Genomic DNA, 20,772 nt, shown 5'->3' on the forward strand with positions numbered 1-20,772 from the left:
AGCCGGGCGGGCGTGGTGCCTCGCCCGGCGTTTATTCCAATAATGTTCAGATGACCGCGGCAGGCTGTGCCAGCGCATTGACCAGCCCCTGCAACACCGACTCGGCGCGCGGCACATCGAAGTGACCACAGCCAAGCACATGCCCGGTGGTGGCCTGCCCCAGTTGCGCGGCCAGGCGCGCGGCCTCGTCGGCACGACCCTCGGTCCACCAGCATTCAGGTTGCACCGGCAGGTGTTCACACGCCGCCAGTTGCAACGAGAGGCGCTTGAGGTGACGTGCCACCATGAACACCTGGGCCAGTTCCTCGGCACCGAAGCCTGGACGGTGTGCATCGCCCCCTTCACAGGTCAAGGCTTCGGTAAACAGCTGGCGCAGGTTGTCAGGCGTTTCCGCGCCGGACGGTTGCAGGTGCGGTGCCAGGCTATGCCGCGTCACGTCGACAAATTCGCGCAGGTCGGCCTGCCAGTCATCCGCCTGGGCTGCCGGTTCACCGGGCACGTAAGTGTCCAGCAAGCCGAGCAGCGCCACCGTCTGCCCCTGGCGTTGCAACTCCGCCACCATCAACGCCGCCAGCGTGCCCCCCAACGACCAACCCACCAAGTGGTAAGGCCCTTGGGGCTGCTGTTGGCGCAAATAGCCGACATAGTCGCGGGCCATGTCCTGCAGCGATTGATCCTTCCACAGCGGGTCGAGCAACATCCGCGACTGGAGGGCGATCACTTGCCGTTCAGCGCCCAACGCGCGAGCCAGCGGTTCATAGTCGAACACGGTGCCAAAGCCGGCATGCACGCAGAACAGGGGCGCACGCCCCGCCACTGCCGGGCTGAGTGCCAATAACGGGGAACGCTGTTCAGTGGCCGCAGCCTCGGTGGTGAGTTCACCAATCGTCGGTTTTTGCATCAGGTCGCGCAGCTTGAGGCTAAAACCCTGGCCCTTGAGCGTCCGGCAACGTGCGACCAACTGCAGGCTGAGGATCGAATCACCGCCCAGTTCGAAGAAGTTGTCATCCAACCCAACACGCTCAACCTTTAGCAAGGTCTGCCAGATAGCCGCCAGCGCCTTCTGCACCTCGCTCACCGGTGCCACATAGCCCGCCGTCGCCACACTGGCGGATGGCTCTGGCAGCGCCTTGCGGTCCAGCTTGCCGTTTGGCGTCAATGGCAACTGTTCCAGACGGATCAAATGGGTGGGCACCATGTAATCCGGCAGACTGCCTTGCAGTTGCTCGCGCAGGCGCTGTACCAGACCTTCGTCGGCGCTGCCGTCAGCGGCGATGACATACCCCAGCAGCTGTTTGCCGCTGCCGGTATCGCGGGCGATTACCACGGCGTCACGCACTTGGGCACTGTCTTTGAGGCGCGCCTCGATTTCACCCAGCTCGATCCGGAACCCACGGATTTTCACCTGCTGATCAATTCGCCCCAGGTAGTCAGCGGTGCCGTCCGCACGCAGCCGCACCAGGTCACCCGAGCGGTACATGCGTGCGCCATCACGCCGCGAAGGGTCAGGCACAAACCGTTCGGCGGTCATTGCCGGCCGGTTCAGGTAGCCACGCGCCAGCCCTTCACCCCCCAGGTACAACTCGCCGGCCAAGCCATTGGGCAGCGGGTTGAGGTCCATATCCAATACCTGGGCACTGCGGTTACCGACGCGGCTGCCGATAGGTGCATAGGGCGCACCGCAAACCGCGTCGGGGCCGGCTTTCCAGATCAGCGGCGTCACGACTGTTTCCGTCGGGCCATAGCCGTTGATGATGAACTGCGCACGCAAGGCGCGTTGGGCCAACTCGAAACTGGCCTGCGCCACCGCATCCCCGCCAAAGCAATAGATGCGCACGGGCGGAGGGTTGCCGTCGCGCTCGGCGTGCTCGGCCAACTGTTGCAGGTACACCGGCGGGAACGCCGCCACCGTGACGCCATGGGCGTGCATGGCGGCATAGGTCTGCTCGGGGGTCCACAGGCTGTCATCGCGGATCAACAAGCGGCCACCGTGCGTCAGGGTGGTCAACCAACGCTCGTGGGCGCCGTCAAAGGCGAACGACATGAAGTGCAACTCGCAATCGGCAGGGCTCATCTCATAGCGCTCACCAATGGCCTGGCAATGCATCGCCAGCGGGCCATGACTGACCGCCACGCCTTTGGGCAGCCCGGTGGAACCTGAGGTGTAGATCACATAGGCGAGGTTTTCGGCGTGAATGCTCAGCTTGGGGGCGACGGCCGGGAAGGCGTCAAGCACCAGCTGATCAAGCGCCAGAACATGCACACTGGCCGGTATCGGCAACTGCGCAGCCAGGGCCTGCTCGGTCAACAACAGTGCAATACCGGAGTCCTGCATCATGTAGGCCAGGCGTTCGCTGGGGTAGCTGGCGTCCAGCGGTACATAAGCGCCACCGGCCTTGAGCACCGCCAACAGCGCGATGATCATGCCCTCGCTGCGCGGCAAGGCCACGCCGACCCGTACATCCGGGCCGACACCTTCGACGATCAATGCCTGGGCCAGGCGGTTGGCTCGCTGGTCCAACTCGCTGAAGGACAAGCGCCGCTCGGCAAACAACACTGCGCCGGCATCACCCTGAAGGGTCGCCCACTGAGCGATGCGCTCATGCACCCATTCCGCTGTGCGTGCCGCTGGCGCTACGCCGGCCCCGGACGCAGTGGCCAGCGGCAGACCGATGGCGCCCAGGGCTTGCCCGGCATCCTCGGCCAGACGCAGGAGCAGGCCTTCCATATTGGCGCGAATGCCTTCCACTGCGGCGTCGTTGAAGTGTTCGCGCAAGTACATGTATTCGATCACCAGGCCGTCTTCGAGGGTCACCATCAGGTCCATCGGGAAGTCGGTAAGGCCGGCGCTGGCGGCGTCGCCGAACGCCAGGCTGCCGTCCTGCCATTCGCGCAGGGCCTGGTCGATCGGTTGGTTCTCGAACACGATAATGCTGTCGAACAGCGCCTGTCCGGCCTTGCCTGCCCAGCGCTGGATATCCGCCAGAGGCGTGTATTCGCGCTCGCGCATATCCAGGTTATAGGCCTGCAACTGCCGCAGCCAATCACCCACGGTTTGCTGGGGCGCGATCTCCTGGATCACCGGCAAGGTGTTGATGAACAGGCCCAGGATACGTTCCGAACCCGGCAGGCTTGCCGCACGCCCCGACACGGTGGCGCCAAACGTGACACTGCGCTGACCGCTGTAGCGACTGAGCAGCAGCAACCAGGCGGCTTGCACCAATGTGTTCAGCGTGACCTGCTGGCTTTGGACGAAGCGTTTGAGCGCATCGGTCGCGGCCGCGTCGAAGCGGCTGTACAACGCCTTGTGGCCCTTGCCCTCGGGCATCGCGTTGACGGTATCGGCCAGGTAGGTCGGCTGGTCCAGTACGGCCAGTTGTCGGCGCCAGAACTGTTCGCCGGCCCTGGCATCCTGGCGTTGCAGCCAGCCAATGTAATGCTCGTACGGCAAGGCCGGTGCCAGCGCCTGCCCGGAGTATTGGGCCAAGACCTCGCCGATCAACTGCGAAATGCTCCAGCCGTCGATCAGGATGTGGTGGTAAGTCCACACCAGTTGATGGCTGTTGTCGTCCAGGCGCACCAGGATGATCCGTTGCAGCGGCGGCTGGTCCAGGTCAAACCCCTGCACGCGTTCGCTGTCGGCCAACGCTTGCACGCGCTGCTCAATGTCGGCGCAACCGCGCCAGTCGAGTTCGCGCAGCGGTACTTCCAGATGGTCCATGACAAACTGCAGCGGTTGCTCCAGGTCTTGCCAGACGAAGCCTGTGCGCAGGATCGGATGACGCGCGAACGCCACCGCCCACGCCTGCTTGAACCGTTCCACCTGCAAGCCGGTGACCGGCAGGCACAACTGGTTCACATACAGCTCGGCATCCGGGGCGTTCAGGCCCAGGAACAGCATGCCTTGTTGCATCGGCGATAACGGATAGAGGCTTTGCACCCGGGCGTGCGGGATCGGCAAGTCCTCTAGCTGCTCGGCGCTGAGGCCGTGCAGCACTTGGCCTGGAGTGGCCATGAATTGCGCGTCGCGATCATCCAGAGTGACCACACGCAGTGCCAACGTGCGCACGGTGGGGAACTGGAACAGGTCTTTGGGGCTCAGGCCCAAACCCAACTCGCGGGCGCGGCTCACCACTTGGATCGACACGATGGAGTCACCGCCCAAGGCGAAGAAGTTGTCGGTGACACCCACTTGCTCCAGGCCCAGCACCGCTTGCCAGATACCCACCAGGGCTGTTTCGACCGCTGATTGCGGCGCCACATACGCCTCTTGCACCTGCTCGGGCACCGGCAACGCCTTGCGGTCCAACTTGCCGTTGGCCGACAGCGGCAGTTGCGCCAATGCCATCCATTGCGCGGGCACCATGTAATCCGGCAGGCCGCTGTGCAGGTGAGCGCTCAGCTGCGCCTGCCAATCGGCGTTCGCCGCCGGCTCCAAAACGACGTAACCCACCAGCTGCTTGCCATCGCGAGCCACCACCACCGCTTCACGCACGGCGGCATGCTCCAGCAGGCGGGCCTCGATTTCGCCCAGTTCAATACGCAGGCCGCGGATCTTCACCTGGTGGTCGATACGCCCGGCGTATTCGATCACCCCATCAGCGCGGTAACGCGCCAAATCGCCGGTGCGGTACAGCCGCTCACCGGCCACGAACGGGCTGGCGACAAAGCGTTCGGCGGTCAGGCTTGGGCGCTGGTGGTAACCCCGCGCCAGGCCGACGCCCGCCAGGTACAGCTCGCCGGTCACGCCCGCCGGCAGCGGCTCCAGGCTGCTGTCGAGGATATATGTGGCCAGGTTGGCAATCGGCTGGCCGATCGGCACGCTGTCACGGCCTTCGTCCATGCAGGTCCAGTGGGTCACGTCGATGGCCGCTTCGGTCGGGCCGTACAGGTTGTACAGCCCCGCGTTCGGCAACTTGGCGAAGACCTGCTGCTGGATATCCACCGCCAGCGCTTCACCGCTGCACACGATGCGCTTGAGGCCGGTGCAGCTGCTGACGGCGTCGTCCTGCAAAAACGCCTGCAACATCGACGGCACAAAGTGCAAGGTGCTCACCTGTTCACGGTTGATCAACTCGACCAGCTTGGCCGGGTCACGGTGATCACCCGGCGCCGCCACGACCAGGCGCGCGCCGGTCATCAGCGGCCAGAAGAACTCCCACACCGACACGTCGAAGCTGAACGGGGTTTTCTGCACCACCGTGTCGCTGGCGTCCAGGCCGTAGGCGCCTTGCATCCAGCACAGGCGGTTGGTCAGCGCCACGTGGCGGTTGCCCGCGCCCTTGGGCTTGCCGGTGGAGCCGGAGGTGTAGATCACGTAGGCGAGGTTTTCGCCGGTCAGGGTGATACCTGGGTTGACGGTGCTGTAAGCCGCCAGCCAGTCGCCCGGTTGATCCAACGCCACGCTGCGGATCGACACCGGGATCGGCAGGCGCTGCAACAACGCCTCCTGGGTCAGCAGCAACTGAATGCCGCTGTCTTCGAACATGTAGCTCAGGCGATCCTGCGGGTAGTCCGGGTCCAGCGGCACGTAGGCGCCGCCGGCCTTGAGGATGGCCACCAGCGCCACAACCATTTCGATGGAGCGCTCGGCCGCCACGCCCACCAGCACGTCCGGGCCAACGCCTTGCGCGATCAGGTAATGCGCCAGTCGGTTGGCACGCTCGTTGAGCTGGCGATAGCTCAGGCGCTCTTCACCGAACGCCAGCGCCGGCGCGTCCGGGGTGTGCCGCACCTGGGCTTCGATCAGTTGCTGCACGGTGTGCTGCAATGGGAAGTCGGTGGCGGTGGCGTTCCAGCCGTCGAGCAAGGTGCTGCGTTCGCTGGCCGGCAGCAGGTCGATATCCCCCAGCAGCGTCTCGCCCTCCAGGCAGCCCAACAGGTTCAACAGGCCTTCGGCGATCTGCTCGATAGCGGCCGTGCGGAAACTGCCCAAGTCATAGCTCAAGTGCAATGACAAGGTCTCGCCGAGGTTGACCAGCACCGTCAACGGGTAGTTGGTCTGCTCGTGGTTGGTCACGGTGCCGAAGCCCAGGCCACCGCTTGCGCCTTGCTCCAATGCGGCGGAGACCGGGTAGTTTTCGAACACCAGGATGTTGTCGAACAAGGCTTCACCGCCCTGCCCGGCCCAGCGCTGGATATCGAACAGCGGCGTGTGCTCCTGCTCGCGCAGGGCAACGTTCTGGCCTTGCAATTGCGCCAGCCAATCGGTCAGTCGCTGTTCCGGTTGTGGGCGGGCCACCACCGGCAAGGTGTTGATGAACAGGCCTATCTGCTGTTCAACCCCAACCAGTTCAGCCGGGCGCCCCGACACTGTCGCGCCGAAGGCAACCGTGTCGTGGCCGGTGTAGCGTTGCAACAGCAACAGCCACGCGCTCTGCACCAGGGTGTTGAGGGTGACTTTCTGCTGACGGGCGAACTCGCCCAGGCGCTGGGTAAAACCGCGATCCAACACACGCACATGCTCGGCGTGCCCGCCGGCAAGCGCCTCGCTACCCTGGCTGATGCTATGGGCCAGGCGCGTCGGTTCACTCAACTGGGCCAACTGCTGCTTCCAGAACGCTTCACTGACAGCCCGATCCTGGCGTTGCAGCCAGGCGATGTAGTCGTGATAGCGCCCGGCAAGCGGCGCCACCGGCGCACCGCTGTAGCGTTGCAGCACCTCACCGAACAACTGCGCATTGCTCCAGCCGTCCAGCAGGATGTGGTGATTGGTGTAGATCAGGTGATAACGATCGGTCGCCGTACGTACCACGGTCAGGCGCAACAGTGCGGGCTGTTGCAGATCGAACGGCTGAACGCGCTCTTGCTCGGCGAGGTCATCCAGCGCCGTTGCAAGCGCGCTGTGCTGTTGCCAGTCATGAAGACTCAACGGCACCACCACGTGCTTGTGCACCACTTGCACCGGCCGCTCGAACGCGCCCTGCCAGAGGAAGCCACTGCGCAGGATGTCATGTTCATCAATCGCCGCCTGCCAGGCCGCGCGGAAACGCTCGACCTGCAAACCGTCGACATCGACACGCAACTGGTTGATATACGCGCCGCTTTCCTGCTCGTACAGGCTGTGGAACAACATACCGTGCTGCATCGGCGACAACGGGTAGATATCGGCAACCGCGCGGGCCGCCCATGGCAAGCTGTCCAGTTGTGCCTGGGTGAGGTGCGCCAGCGGGAAATCCGACGGTGTGACCGCGCTGTGGGCGTCATCACAACAATGGGCGACCAGTGCACTCAGTTCGCGCACATAGTCGTCCGCCAGGGCCTGAATGGTCTGCGGTGCAAACATCCTGTGGCTGAAGGTCCAGCTCAGGCTCAACTCGCCGCCATACACCTGGCTGTTGAGCGTCAACCAGTTGGCCAGCTCGGCGTCCAGGCTTTGCTCGGCACCGGCCGACTCGCCCGCCGGCACGAACAAGGCCTGGTCATCGAACTGGTTATCGAACTGCCCCAGGTAATTGAACGTGATGCGCGGCATCGGCAGGCCACGCAGCGCGGCCTGGCTCGCTTCGTCACCGAGGTAGCGCAACGCACCAAAACCGAGGCCTTTGTGCGGGATAGCGCGCAATTGCTCCTTGACCGCCTTGATCGACGCGCCGAGGTCGTCCGCCACCTGCAAGCACACCGGGAACAGGCTGGTGAACCAACCCACGGTGCGGGTCAGGTCCAAGTCGTCGAACACCTCTTCACGGCCATGCCCTTCGAGGGCGATGCCCGTGGCGTGATCACCCGTCCAGCGGGCGATCACGCGTGCCAGGGCAGTCAATAGCAGGTCGTTGACCTGGGTACGGTAAGCGGCCGGCGCCTGTTGCAGTAATTGCCGTGTGGTGGTCACATCCAATTGCGTCTGGATCGTCACCGCATGCCGATTCAAGCGCTCGCCGCCCTGGAAGTCGCACGGCAACTGCGCGGTGCCGTGCAACTGGGCCTGCCAGAACGGCAACTCGGCTTGCACGCCGGTGCTGCGGGCATAGCCCTGCAAACGCGTGGCCCATTGCTGAACCGCACTGGTCTTGGCCGGCAGGCGTATGGCCTGGGCGGACGGAACCTGTGCGTAGGCGCTTTGCAGATCCTCCAGCAATACACGCCAGGACACGCCGTCGACGACCAAGTGATGAATGATCAGCAACAGGCGCTGGCTGCCGTCCGCCAGCGTCGCCAGCAAGGCACGCAGCAATGGCCCGTCTTGCAGGTTCAGGCTGCGTTGGGCTTCAAGGCCTGCTGCGGCAAGGTCTTGCGGCCGGTCAAGGTTGACCTGCGACAGCAGCGAATACTGCGCTTGCACGTCGCTGAAGTGGGCCGTCCAGGCGCCCTCCTGCTCGGTAAACCGCAGGCGCAACGCGTCATGATGGGTGCAGACCGCGTCCAGTGCGCGCGCAAGGCTCGCTGCGTCGAGGGCATGGCGTGGCTTGAGCAATACCGATTGGTTCCAGTGATGACGCTCGGTACTCACTTCTTCAAAAAAGTGCTGCTGCAGGGGCAACAACACTGCCGCGCCCGTCAGCGGGGATTGATCAATTACCAGCGCTTCGGCACCGGTCTTGGCCACCAACGCCAGGCTTTGTACCGTCTGATGCTGGAACAGGTCTTTGGGCGTGAAACGAATACCGGCCTGACGCGCCCGGCTGACCACCTGGATCGACACAATGGAATCGCCGCCCAGGGCGAAGAAGTTGTCGGTGACGCCCACTTGCTCAAGGCCCAGCACCGTTTGCCAGATACCCGCCAGCGTCACCTCGACCGCATTCACCGGTGCCACATACGCCTGTGCCTGGGCCGTTTCGGGGGCCGGCAACAGGTTGCGCGCCAGCTTGCCATTGGGGCTCAACGGCATCTGGGCCAGCAACAGGATCGACGCCGGCACCATGTACTCGGGCAGTGTTCGCAGCAAGTGGGCTTTGAGTTGCACCGCATGATCAACGCCGCCAAAACCGGCCTCGGTGGGCACCACATAACCCACCAGCTGCTTGCCATCGCGAGCCACCACCACCGCTTCACGCACGGCGGCATGCTCCAGCAGGCGGGCCTCGATTTCGCCCAGTTCGATACGCAGGCCGCGGATCTTCACCTGGTGGTCGATACGCCCGGCGTATTCGATCACCCCATCAGCGCGGTAACGCGCCAAATCGCCGGTGCGGTACAGCCGCTCACCGGCCACGAACGGGCTGGCGACAAAGCGTTCGGCGGTCAGGCTTGGGCGCTGGTGGTAACCCCGCGCCAGGCCGACGCCCGCCAGGTACAGCTCGCCGGTCACACCCGCCGGCAGCGGCTCCAGGCTGCTGTCGAGGATATATGTGGCCAGGTTGGCAATCGGCTGGCCGATCGGCACGCTGTCACGGCCTTCGTCCATGCAGGTCCAGTGGGTCACGTCGATGGCCGCTTCGGTCGGGCCGTACAGGTTGTACAGCCCCGCGTTCGGCAACTTGGCGAAGACCTGCTGCTGGATATCCACCGCCAGCGCTTCACCGCTGCACACGATGCGCTTGAGGCCGGTGCAGCTGCTGACGGCGTCGTCCTGCAAAAACGCCTGCAACATCGACGGCACAAAGTGCAAAGTGCTCACCTGTTCGCGGTTGATCAACTCGACCAGCTTGGCCGGGTCACGGTGATCACCCGGCGCCGCCACGACCAGGCGCGCGCCGGTCATCAGCGGCCAGAAGAACTCCCACACCGACACGTCGAAGCTGAACGGGGTTTTCTGCACCACCGTGTCGCGGGCGTCCAGGCCGTAGGCGCCTTGCATCCAGCACAGGCGGTTGGTCAGCGCCACGTGGCGGTTGCCCGCGCCCTTGGGCTTGCCGGTGGAGCCGGAGGTGTAGATCACGTAGGCAAGGTTTTCGCCGGTCAGGGCCACGCACGGATTGGACGTGTTGTAAGCCGCCAGCCAGTCGCCCGGTTGATCCAACGCCACGCTGCGGATCGACACCGGGATCGGCAGGCGCTGCAACAACGCCTCCTGGGTCAGCAGCAACTGAATGCCGCTGTCTTCGAACATGTAGCTCAGGCGATCCTGCGGGTAGTCCGGGTCCAGCGGCACGTAGGCGCCGCCGGCCTTGAGGATGGCCACCAGCGCCACGACCATTTCAATGGAGCGCTCGGCCGCCACGCCCACCAGCACGTCCGGGCCAACGCCTTGCGCGATCAGGTAATGCGCCAGTCGGTTGGCACGCTCGTTGAGCTGGCGATAGCTCAGGCGCTCTTCACCGAACGCCAGCGCCGGCGCGTCCGGGGTGTGCCGCACCTGGGCTTCGATCAGTTGCTGCACGGTGTGCTGCAATGGGAAGTCGGTGGCGGAGGCGTTCCAGCCGTCGAGCAAGGTGCTGCGTTCGCTGGCAGGCAGCATATCGACCTCACCCAAGGCACGCTCGGCAGACTCGGCAAGCCGGGCCAACAGCGTCTCCAGGCAAGCCGCCAACCCGGCAACGGCGCAAGCATTGAACTTCGATTCCATGTAGCTGAACTGGAATGCCAGTTGCTCGCCCACGTTAACCAGCAACGTCAGCGGGTAGTTGGTGCGTTCATGGCTGTGTACCGCACCAAAGCTCAGCTCGGCAGGCTCGCTGTGCTGCAACGCTTCGGAGACCGGGTAGTTTTCGAACACCAGGATGTTGTCGAACAAGGCTTCACCGCCCTGCCCGGCCCAGCGCTGGATATCAAACAGCGGCGTGTGTTCATGCTCACGCAACGCACTGTTCTGTGCCTGCACCCCTTGCAGCCATTGCGCAACACTTTGCTCAGCGGATGGGCGAGCAATGACCGGCAATGTGTTGATAAACAGGCCGATTTGCTGCTCGACGCCTTTGAGTTGTGCCGGGCGCCCCGACACCGTCGCGCCGAAGGCTACCGACGCCTGGCCACTGTAGCGCTGCAACAGCAGCAGCCACGCCGCTTGCACCAACGTATTGAGCGTGACCTTGCTGGCCCGCGCGAAATCACCGAGGTGCCGGGTTTGCGCGCGATCCAGGGTCAGGAAGTGATCGCCATAACCGCTGGCGGATACACCCGCGTGCGGGTTGTAAGCCAGCGCCTGCGCCAGGCGCGTGGGCTCATCAAGCAAGGCCAGTTGTTCGCGCCAATACCCTTGGCTGACATCAGCGTCCTGGGCTTGCAGCCAGCCGATGTAATCGCGGTAGCGCCCGGGTGCGCCTGCAGGCGCCTGGCCGCTGTAGCGTTGCAACACTTCGCCGAGCAACTGGGAGCTGCTCCAGCCGTCCATCAGCAGGTGATGGCTGGTGAAGATCAAGTGGTGCCGTGCAGTGCCCGTACGTACCAATTGCAGGTTGAGCAACGGCGCCTGCGTGAGTTCAAACCCCTGCTCGCGCTGGCTGGCGGCCAGTTCATCGAGGTCGCTTTGCAGCGTCTGGCGGCCTTGCCAATCGTGCAGTGCGTAAGGCAGATCGACCTGCTTGAATACCACCTGAACCGGCTGCTCCAGCTCGCCCTGCCAGACGAAACCGCTGCGCAGGCTGTCATGCGCATCCAGCGCCGCCTGCCAGGCCTGGCGCAAACGCTGCGGATCAAGGCCGTCGACATCCAGACGCATCTGATTGATGTAGTCCACGCTATCGGGCTCATACAACGTATGGAACAGCATGCCCTGCTGCATCGGCGACAGTGGGTAGACGTCCTCGATACGCGCCACCGCGATCGGCAGCGCATCCAACTGAGCCTGGTTCAAGCGTGCCAGCGGGAAGTCCGATGGCGTCACCCCTTGGTGGTGGGCGCAGTGTTCGATCAGGCCAACAAGTTCCTCCTGGAAATCAATGGCCAGGCGTTGAATGCACGCGGGATCAAACATCTGCGAACTGAAGCGCCAGTCCACACTCAGTTCCCCGGCGTACACCTGGCCATTGAGCGTCAGCCAGTTGCCCAGTGGAGCCTCCAGGCTGTGTTCGGCGCCCGCCTGTTCGCCGGATGGCGCAAACAGCGCGCCCTCGGCCTCGTCGAAGCTGCCATCGAACTGGCCCAGGTAGTTGAAGGTGATGCGCGGTGTCGGCAATGCCCGCAAGGCCTGCTGCACCTCTTCGTCGCCCAGGTAACGAAGCGCGCCGAACCCAATCCCTTTTTGGGGAATCGCGCGCAGTTGCTCCTTGATGCCTTTGATCGAATCAGCCAGGGTCGAGGCCGGCGAAAGCTTGACCGGGAACAGGCTGGTGAACCAACCCACGGTACGTGTCAGGTCCAGGTCGTCAAATACCTCTTCACGGCCATGACCCTCCATTTGAACCAGCGTGGAAGCCTGCCCCGTCCAGCGGCAAATCACTCGCGCAAGCGCCGTCAACAGCATGTCGTTGACCTGAGTCCGGTAGGCCGCGGGCGCCACTTGCAACAGCTGTCGCGTCTGCAGGCTGTCCAGGCGACTTTCTACGGTGTGGGCGTAACGGCTTTGCAGGCTGCCATCGGCACGCTGACGCGGTAAATGTGCAGGGGCACCGTCCAGCTGCGCCTGCCAGAACGGCAGCTCGGCCAGCAAGGCAGGGCCACTGGCATGCGCCTGCAAGCGCTCGGCCCAGGTTTTGAACGCGCTGGTCTTGGCTGGCAGTTGCGCCGTGCCGCCGGCGACCAACTGCCGGTAAACGCTCTGCAAGTCTTCAAGCAAAATACGCCAGGAGACACCGTCCACCACCAAGTGGTGGATCACCAGCAACAGTCGCTGGGAGCCGTCGGCAAGCGTCGCCAGCACCGCACGGGCCACGCTCCCACGCGCCAGGTCCAACGAGCGCTGGGCCTGCTCACACAGGTCCAGCAAGGCTTCGGCATCTGCGACCTGGGCTTGCCACAGCAGCGGCGCGGCCTGTAACTGAGTCGGCAGCAGGTACCGGGCAGCCGCTTGCGAGGTGAACGCCATGCGCAATGCGTCATGCTGCACCACCAACGCCTGCAAGGCCTGCTCCAGGTAAGCCGCGTCCAACGGTGCGTAAGGCTTGAGCAACACTGACTGGTTCCAGTGATCGCGCTCGGGAACAGCCTGGTCGAAAAACACCTGTTGGACCGGCAACAGCGGCGCGTCACCACTGACCGGCGCTTGATCGATCACAACCCGCTTGCCGTCGGTGCGAGCCACCGCCGCAAGGCTTTTCACCGTCTGGTGCTGGAACAGGTCCTTGGGCGTGAAATGAATACCGGCCACGCGGGCGCGGCTGACGACTTGAATAGAGATGATCGAGTCACCGCCCAACTCGAAGAAGTTGTCGTTCAGCCCCACCTGGTCCAAGCGCAGCACTTCCTCCCAGAGGGTGGCAATTCGTTGTTCAAGCTCGCTGCGCGGGGCCTCATAGTCGAGCGCAGACACACCGGCCTGCGGCTTGGGCAATGCCTTGCGATCGAGTTTGCCATTGGGGGTCAAGGGAAAGGCGCTGAGCACGAGCACATGCGCCGGCACCATATAGCCGGGCAGCACCTCCTTGAGCTGCATCTTGATCAAGCCTGGCAGGCGAGCATCCTGCAGTTGCGCCGCATCGGCCGGCACCACGTAGGCAATCAGTTGCTGCCCGCTCAAGCCTGGCTGGGCGACCACCACCGCCTCACGCACGTGAGGCCGCCCCTGCAGGCGTGCTTCGATTTCGCCGAGTTCAACCCTGAAACCACGGATTTTCACTTGGTTGTCAATGCGCCCGATGTAATCGGTGGTGCCGTCTTCCCGCTGGCGCACGAGGTCGCCGGAACGATACAGCCGCGCACCGGGAACACCGAAAGGATCCGGCACAAAGCGTTCGGCGGTCATCGCCGGCCGATTGAGATAGCCGCGCGCCAGGCCCGTGCCGCCCAGGTACAACTCGCCACTGAGCCCTTGGGACAATGGGTTGAGCTGATCGTCCAGCACGTACGTGCTGCGGTCACCTATGCGGCTGCCGATCGGCGCGTACGCCGCGCCACATTCAAGGTCGGGGCCGGCTTTCCAGATCAGCGGCGTGACCACCGTTTCGGTAGGCCCGTAACCATTAATGATGTGTTCGGGACGCAAAGCGCGCCGGGCCAGTTCGAAGCTGGCCTGGGGTACCGCGTCGCCGCCGAAACAGTAGATGCGCACGGGCGGCGGGTTGCCATCGCGTTCGGCGTGCTCGGCCAATTGTTGCAGGTACACCGGCGGGAATGCGGCGACGGTCACCCCGTACTCGTGCATGGCGGCGTAGGTCTGCTCCGGCGTCCACAGGCTGTCGTCACGCATCAGCAGACGACCGCCGTGGGTCAGTGTGGTCAGCCAACGCTCATGCGCGCCGTCGAAGGCAAACGACATGAAGTGCAATTCGCAGTCCGTTGCAGTCATGGCGTACCGTTCGCCGATCGCCTGGCAGTGCATGGACAACGGGCCGTGGGCGACGCTGACCCCCTTGGGCTGCCCCGTGGAGCCCGAGGTGTAGATGACGTAGGCCAGGTTATCCGGGTGCAGGTCGAGCTGCGGCGCGGTTTCGGGCCCGTCGCGCAGGTCCAGGCGATCCAGCTCAAGCGTGTGCAAGCCTGGAATCTTCGGCAATCGCTCAGCCAGGCGCGAGTCCGTCAACAACAAGGCGACACCGGAGTCCTGCATCAAGTAGGCCAAGCGCTCCTGCGGATAGCTCGCATCCAGCGGCACATAGGCGCCGCCCGCCTTGAGCACAGCAAGCAGTGCCACCATCAGTTGCTCGCCACGCGGCATGGCCACGGCGACGCGAACTTCCGGGCCGACCCCTTCGGCAATCAGCGCATGAGCCAGGCGGTTGGCGCGGCGGTCCAATTGCGCGTAGGTGACCGGTTGGCCGTCGACAATCAGCGCAACGCTGCCAGGCGCCTGCATGGCGATGCGCTCATGCACATAAGGCTGCACGGCGTAGGGCTGAGGGCTATTGCCGGCACGCAGCTGCGCCCATTCGTCGGCGGTCAGCAGGTCCAGTGCACCGGTCGGCCGCTGAGGCGATTGGCTGAACTGCTCAAGAAGGTGTAGCAACTGCGCATTCAGGCGGGCAATCACCGGTTCACAGAAACTGCGCAAGGCGTAGCCGTAGTGCAGCGACAACGTCTCGCCGAGGTTGATGCCCACTGTCAGCGGGTAACTGGTTTGCTCCAGCGTCGACACTTCACCGAAGCGTGGGCCGCTGCCTTGCCCTTGTTGCAAGGCTTGCGACAAGGGGTAGTTTTCAAACACCAGAATGCTGTCGAACAAGGCTTCACCGCCCTGCCCGGCCCAGCGCTGGATATCAAACAGCGGCGTGTGCTCGTGCTCACGCAGGCTCAGGTTCAGTGCCTGAACCGTTTGCAGCCATTGAGCCACGGTCTGCTGCGCCTGGCTGCCGGCAATCACCGGCAACGTATTGATGAACAAACCGATTTGCTGTTCGATCCCCTGCAAGGCCGACGGTCGGCCCGACACCGTCGCACCGAAGGCGACCGTGGCCTGGCCGGTATAGCGCTGCAGCAGCAGTAGCCAGGCGCTTTGCACCAGCGTGTTCAAGGTGACTTTCTGTTCCCTGGCAAAAGCGTTGAGGCGTTGAGTGGCGGCGCCATCCAGCAGATGTATCAGTTCGCCATGCCCAGTCACGCCGGCCACCCCTCCCGACACGCTGTCGGCCAGCCGGGTCGGCGCGTCCAGTGCGGCCAGTTGCGCCGTCCAGAATTGTTCGCTGGCGGCGTTATCGCGCGCCTGGAGCCAGGCGATGTAGTCACGGTAACGCCCCGCCGACTGAGCCACGGGGAGCCCCGCATAGCGTTGCAGCACCTCGCCGAACAGCTGCGCGTTACTCCAGCCGTCGAGCAGGATGTGGTGATTGGTGAAGATCAGATGATGTCGGGCTTGAGCCGTGCGGATCAGACACAGGCGCAGCAATGGCGCACGATCGAGTACAAAACCACTGTTGCGCTGGGCCTCGGCGGCGGCGTCGAGTGCCGTGGCAAGGTCGTCACGGCCCTGCCAGTCGAGCAACTCCAGCGGCACCTGGACCTGACGCGTGATCACCTGCACCGGCTGTTCGAATACGCCTTGCCAGAGGAAGGCACTGCGCAAGCTCTCATGCGCCGCCAGGGTAGCTTGCCACGCGGCCTCGAAACGATCGCTGTCGAGGTCATCCACGTCCACGCGCAGCTGGTTGATGTAGTCCACTCCTTCCTGCTCATACAGGCTGTGGAACAACATGCCCTGCTGCATGGGCGACAACGGGTAGATATCCTCGATCGTGCGCAGCGAGTAAGGCAGCGCATCCAACTGCATCTGGGACAGGCCGGCCAACGGGAAGTCCGAAGGGGTTACTCCGCTGTGTCCAAGGTCGCAGCAATGGCTGACCAGAGCGGCCAGCTCAACGGCATACGCATCGGCCAGCCGTTGCACCGTGGCGTCGTGGAACATCTCGCGGCTGTAGGTCCACTCAAGACTCAGCTCCCCGCCATAGACCTGGCCATTGACGGTCAGCCAGTTGCCCAGCGGTGCATCAGCATGTTGTTCACTGCCCGAGGATTCACTGGCGGGCACGAACATGGCGTCCTGATCAAACTGACCGTCAAATTGCCCAAGATAGTTGAACGTTACGCGCGGCTCCGGCCGCTCAGCCAAGGCAGCCCGTTCAGCCGGGCCGCCGAGGTAGCGCAGCAGGCCATAGCCCAGGCCTTTTTCCGGTACGGCGCGCAATTGCTCCTTGACGGTTTTCAACGATTGCTCAAGGTCGGCGGCGGGTGTCAGGCGCACTGGGTACAGGCTGGTGAACCAACCTACCGTGCGGCTCAGGTCGATCTGTTCAAAGAGGTCTTCGCGGCCGTGGCCCTCCAGCTGGATCACACTGGAGTCGGCACCGGTCCAGCCGCAGAGCGCCCGCGCCAGCGCAGTCAGCAACAGGTCGTTGACCTGTGTGCGATAGGCCGCTGGAGCGTCTTGCAGCAGTCGCCGGGTCAGGTCGGCACCCAAGCGCGTCTGCACGGTAGCGGCGTGACGATTCTGCAGGCCGCCCTGGTGGTTGTCGCAGGGCAGATCGCCCGCGTCATCACCCAGTGTCTGCAACCAATAGTTCAATTGCCCTTGCACGCCCTCACTGATGGCGTGTTGCGTCATCTGCTCGGCCCAGGCTTTGAAGGCACTGGTTTTGGGCGCCAATTTTACCCGGCGCACCGAGGCCAGTTGTGCGTAGGCACTTTGCAGGTCCTCCAGCAAGATTCGCCAGGACACGCCGTCGACGACCAGATGATGGATCACCAGCAGCAGACGCTGGCTGCCATCGACCATTTGCACCAGCAGCGCGCGCAACAGCGGGCCGTCTTGCAGGTTCAGCGACTGCTGGGCCTCATTGCAACGGGCCTGCAGTTGCACGTCATCATCTGCCTGGGCTTGCCACAGCAATGCCTGGCCGGGTTCGACGCGAGCATGGCTGGCCTGGCCCTGCGGCGTGAAGGTAAGACGCAGCGCGTCGTGATGCGCCAGCAGCGCCTGCAAGGCCTGCTCCAGGCGCAAGGGGTCGATGGTCTGGGCACACGTGAGCAACAACGATTGGTTCCACTGATGCCGCGCGGGAATATCCGTGGCAAAGAACCACTGCTGGAACGCCAGCAACGGGGTGGCGCCAGTGACCGGTTGCTGATCGATCAGCCGCGCCGTGCCCACCTGGGCGACACGCGCCAGGCTCTGGACGGTCTGATACTGGAAGACATCCTTAGGCGTCAGAATGATGCCGGCCTGACGGGCACGGCTGACCACCTGGATCGACACGATGGAGTCACCGCCCAGGGCAAAGAAATTGTCAGTGACGCCCACCTGCTCACGCTTGAGCACTTCTTGCCAGATCGCCGCGATGCGCTGTTCCAGATCGGTTTCAGGCGCGATGTAGACCGCTTGTTGCAGGCTGGCGTCCGGCACCGGCAACGCCTTGCGGTCCAACTTGCCGTTGGCCGACAGCGGCAGTTGCGCCAATGCCATCCATTGCGCGGGCACCATGTAATCCGGCAAGCCGCTGTGCAGGTGAGCGCTCAGCTGCGCCTGCCAATCGGCGTCCGCCGCCGGCTCCAAAACGACGTAAGCCACCAGTTGCTTGCCATCGCGAGCCACCACCACCGCTTCACGCACGGCGGCATGCTCCAGCAGGCGGGCCTCGATTTCGCCCAGTTCAATACGCAGGCCGCGGATCTTCACCTGGTGGTCGATACGCCCGGCGTATTCGATCACCCCGTCAGCGCGGTAACGCGCCAAATCGCCGGTGCGGTACAGCCGCTCACCGGCCACGAACGGGCTGGCGACAAAGCGTTCGGCGGTCAGGCTTGGGCGTTGGTGGTAACCCCGCGCCAGGCCGACGCCCGCCAGGTACAGCTCGCCGGTCACGCCCACCGGCAGCGGCTCCAGGCTGCTGTCGAGGATATATGTGGCCAGGTTGGCAATCGGCTGGCCGATCGGCACGCTGTCACGGCCTTCGTCCATGCAGGTCCAGTGGGTCACGTCGATGGCCGCTTCGGTCGGGCCGTACAGGTTGTATAGCCCCGCGTTCGGCAACTTGGCGAAGACCTGCTGCTGGATATCCACCGCCAGCGCTTCACCGCTGCACACGATGCGCTTGAGGCCGGTGCAGCTGCTGACGGCGTCGTCCTGCAAAAACGCCTGCAACATCGACGGCACAAAGTGCAAAGTGCTCACCTGTTCGCGGTTGATCAACTCGACCAGCTTGGCCGGGTCACGGTGATCACCCGGCGCCGCCACGACCAGGCGCGCGCCGGTCATCAGCGGCCAGAAGAACTCCCACACCGACACGTCGAAGCTGAACGGGGTTTTCTGCACCACCGTGTCGCTGGCGTCCAGGCCGTAGGCGGCTTGCATCCAGCACAGGCGGTTGGTCAGCGCCACGTGGCGGTTGCCCGCGCCCTTGGGCTTGCCGGTGGAGCCGGAGGTGTAGATCACGTAGGCGAGGTTTTCGCCGGTCAGGGCCACGCACGGATTGGACGTGTTGTAAGCCGCCAGCCAGTCGCCCGGTTGATCCAACGCCACGCTGCGGATCGACACCGGGATCGGCAGGCGCTGCAACAACGCTTCCTGGGTCAGCAGCAACTGAATGCCGCTGTCTTCGAACATGTAGCTCAGGCGATCCTGCGGATAGTCCGGGTCCAGCGGCACGTAGGCGCCGCCGGCCTTGAGGATGGCCACCAGCGCCACAACCATTTCGATGGAGCGCTCGGCCGCCACGCCCACCAGCACGTCCGGGCCAACGCCTTGCGCGATCAGGTAATGCGCCAGTCGGTTGGCGCGCTCGTTGAGCTGGCGATAGCTCAGGCGCTCTTCACCGAACGCCAGCGCCGGCGCGTCCGGGGTGTGCCGCACCTGGGCTTCGATCAGTTGCTGCACGGTGTGCTGCAATGGGAAGTCGGTGGCGGTGGCGTTCCAGCCGTCGAGCAAGGTGCTGCGTTCGCTGGCGGCCAGCATCGACAACGTTTCAACCGGCTGTTCTGGCGCGGCCAGCATCGCGTCGAGCAGTGCGAGCCAATGGCCGGCCATGCGCTCGATGGTCGAGGCGTCGAACAGGTCCGAGGCATAGGTAAAGCCTGCCGAAACCCCAGTGCCGTGCTCAACGGTATTGAGCGTCAGGTCAAACTGCGCCGAGTGACTTTCCCACTCCAGCCCCTGCACCTGCAAATCGGGCAGTTGCATGGACGTAGCCTGCCGGTCTTCGGCCTGGTGGTTGAACATGACTTGGAACAGCGGGTTACGGCTCAGGCTACGCTCGGGTTGCAGCACCTCAACCAACTGCTCAAAAGGCAAGTCCTGATGCGCCTGCGCATCCAATGCGGTTTTGCGCACCTGTTGCAGCAGACCGCGAACACTGGTGCGGCTATCCACTTCAGTGCGCAGCACTTGGGTATTGACCAAAAAGCCGATCAGCCGCTCGGTTTCACTGCGACTGCGGTTGGCGATAGGCACACCGACGCGGATATCCGCCTGGCCACTGTAGCGGTGCAGCAGCAGTTGGAACGAGGCAAGCAATACCACGAACGTGGTGACGTTCTCACGCTGGCTCAGACGCTTGAGCGCTTCCAGGCGCTGAGCGCCCAGCTCAACGTTGACCGAGGCGCCGGCAAAGCTCTGCACCGCTGGGCGCGCATGGTCGGTGGGCAGCTCAAGTACCGGCTGCTCGCCGGCCAACTGGGCCTGCCAGTAGCCCAATTGACGCTCGCGCTCCCCCGCCTCCATCCAATGCCGCTGCCACAGTGCATAGTCGGCATATTGTACCGGCAGCGCCGGCAGTTGTGCCGGGTGCCCCTGGCTGAAGGCTGCGTACAGCTGCACCAACTCATTGACCATGACCTGCAAGGAAGCACCGTCACAGATGCTGTGGTGCAAGGTCAGAACCAGCACATGCTGGTCCTCGGCAAGCCGAAGCAGACGAGCCCGAATCAGCGGCCCCGTTGCCAGATCGAACGGCTGGGCGATCTCGGCTTCTACCACGGCCTGCAAGCCGACCTCACCTTCGGCCGCCCATCGGGCTTCATGGGCCTCGGCCACCAGCGATGCGCCGCCTGTCGCGGCAATGCACTGCAGCACACGGTCTGCGCCCTGGACAAACGTGGTGCGCAGGCTTTCATGGCAAGCCATCAGTCCCGCCAGGCTGTTATTCAAGGCGTCAAGATTCAAGCTACCCGTCAGGCGCAGCGCCTTGGACAGGTTGTAGGCGGCGCTGTCAGGTTCCAGTTGCCACAGGAACCATTGGCGCTGCTGGGCGTATGAAAGCAATAGAGGCTCGTCGGCGTCACGCTTGAAGATAGGCGCAACACCGAACAGGTTAATTCCTTTTTGCTTGAGCAAGACGGCCAGCGCCTTCCTTTCCTTCGCAGAAAGCGCTCCCA

At 64.0% G+C, this 20,772-nt stretch carries 1 pseudogene; it reads right to left on the reverse strand.

The annotated features are described in order from the left end of the window. Positions 1 to 46: 46 nt before the first annotated feature. Positions 47 to 20,635, reverse strand: a pseudogene (locus AB4O23_RS20655) (non-ribosomal peptide synthase/polyketide synthase); the annotation flags it as partial. Positions 20,636 to 20,772: the final 137 nt, after the last annotated feature.

This window comes from Pseudomonas sp. H2_A10 (assembly GCF_054680085.1).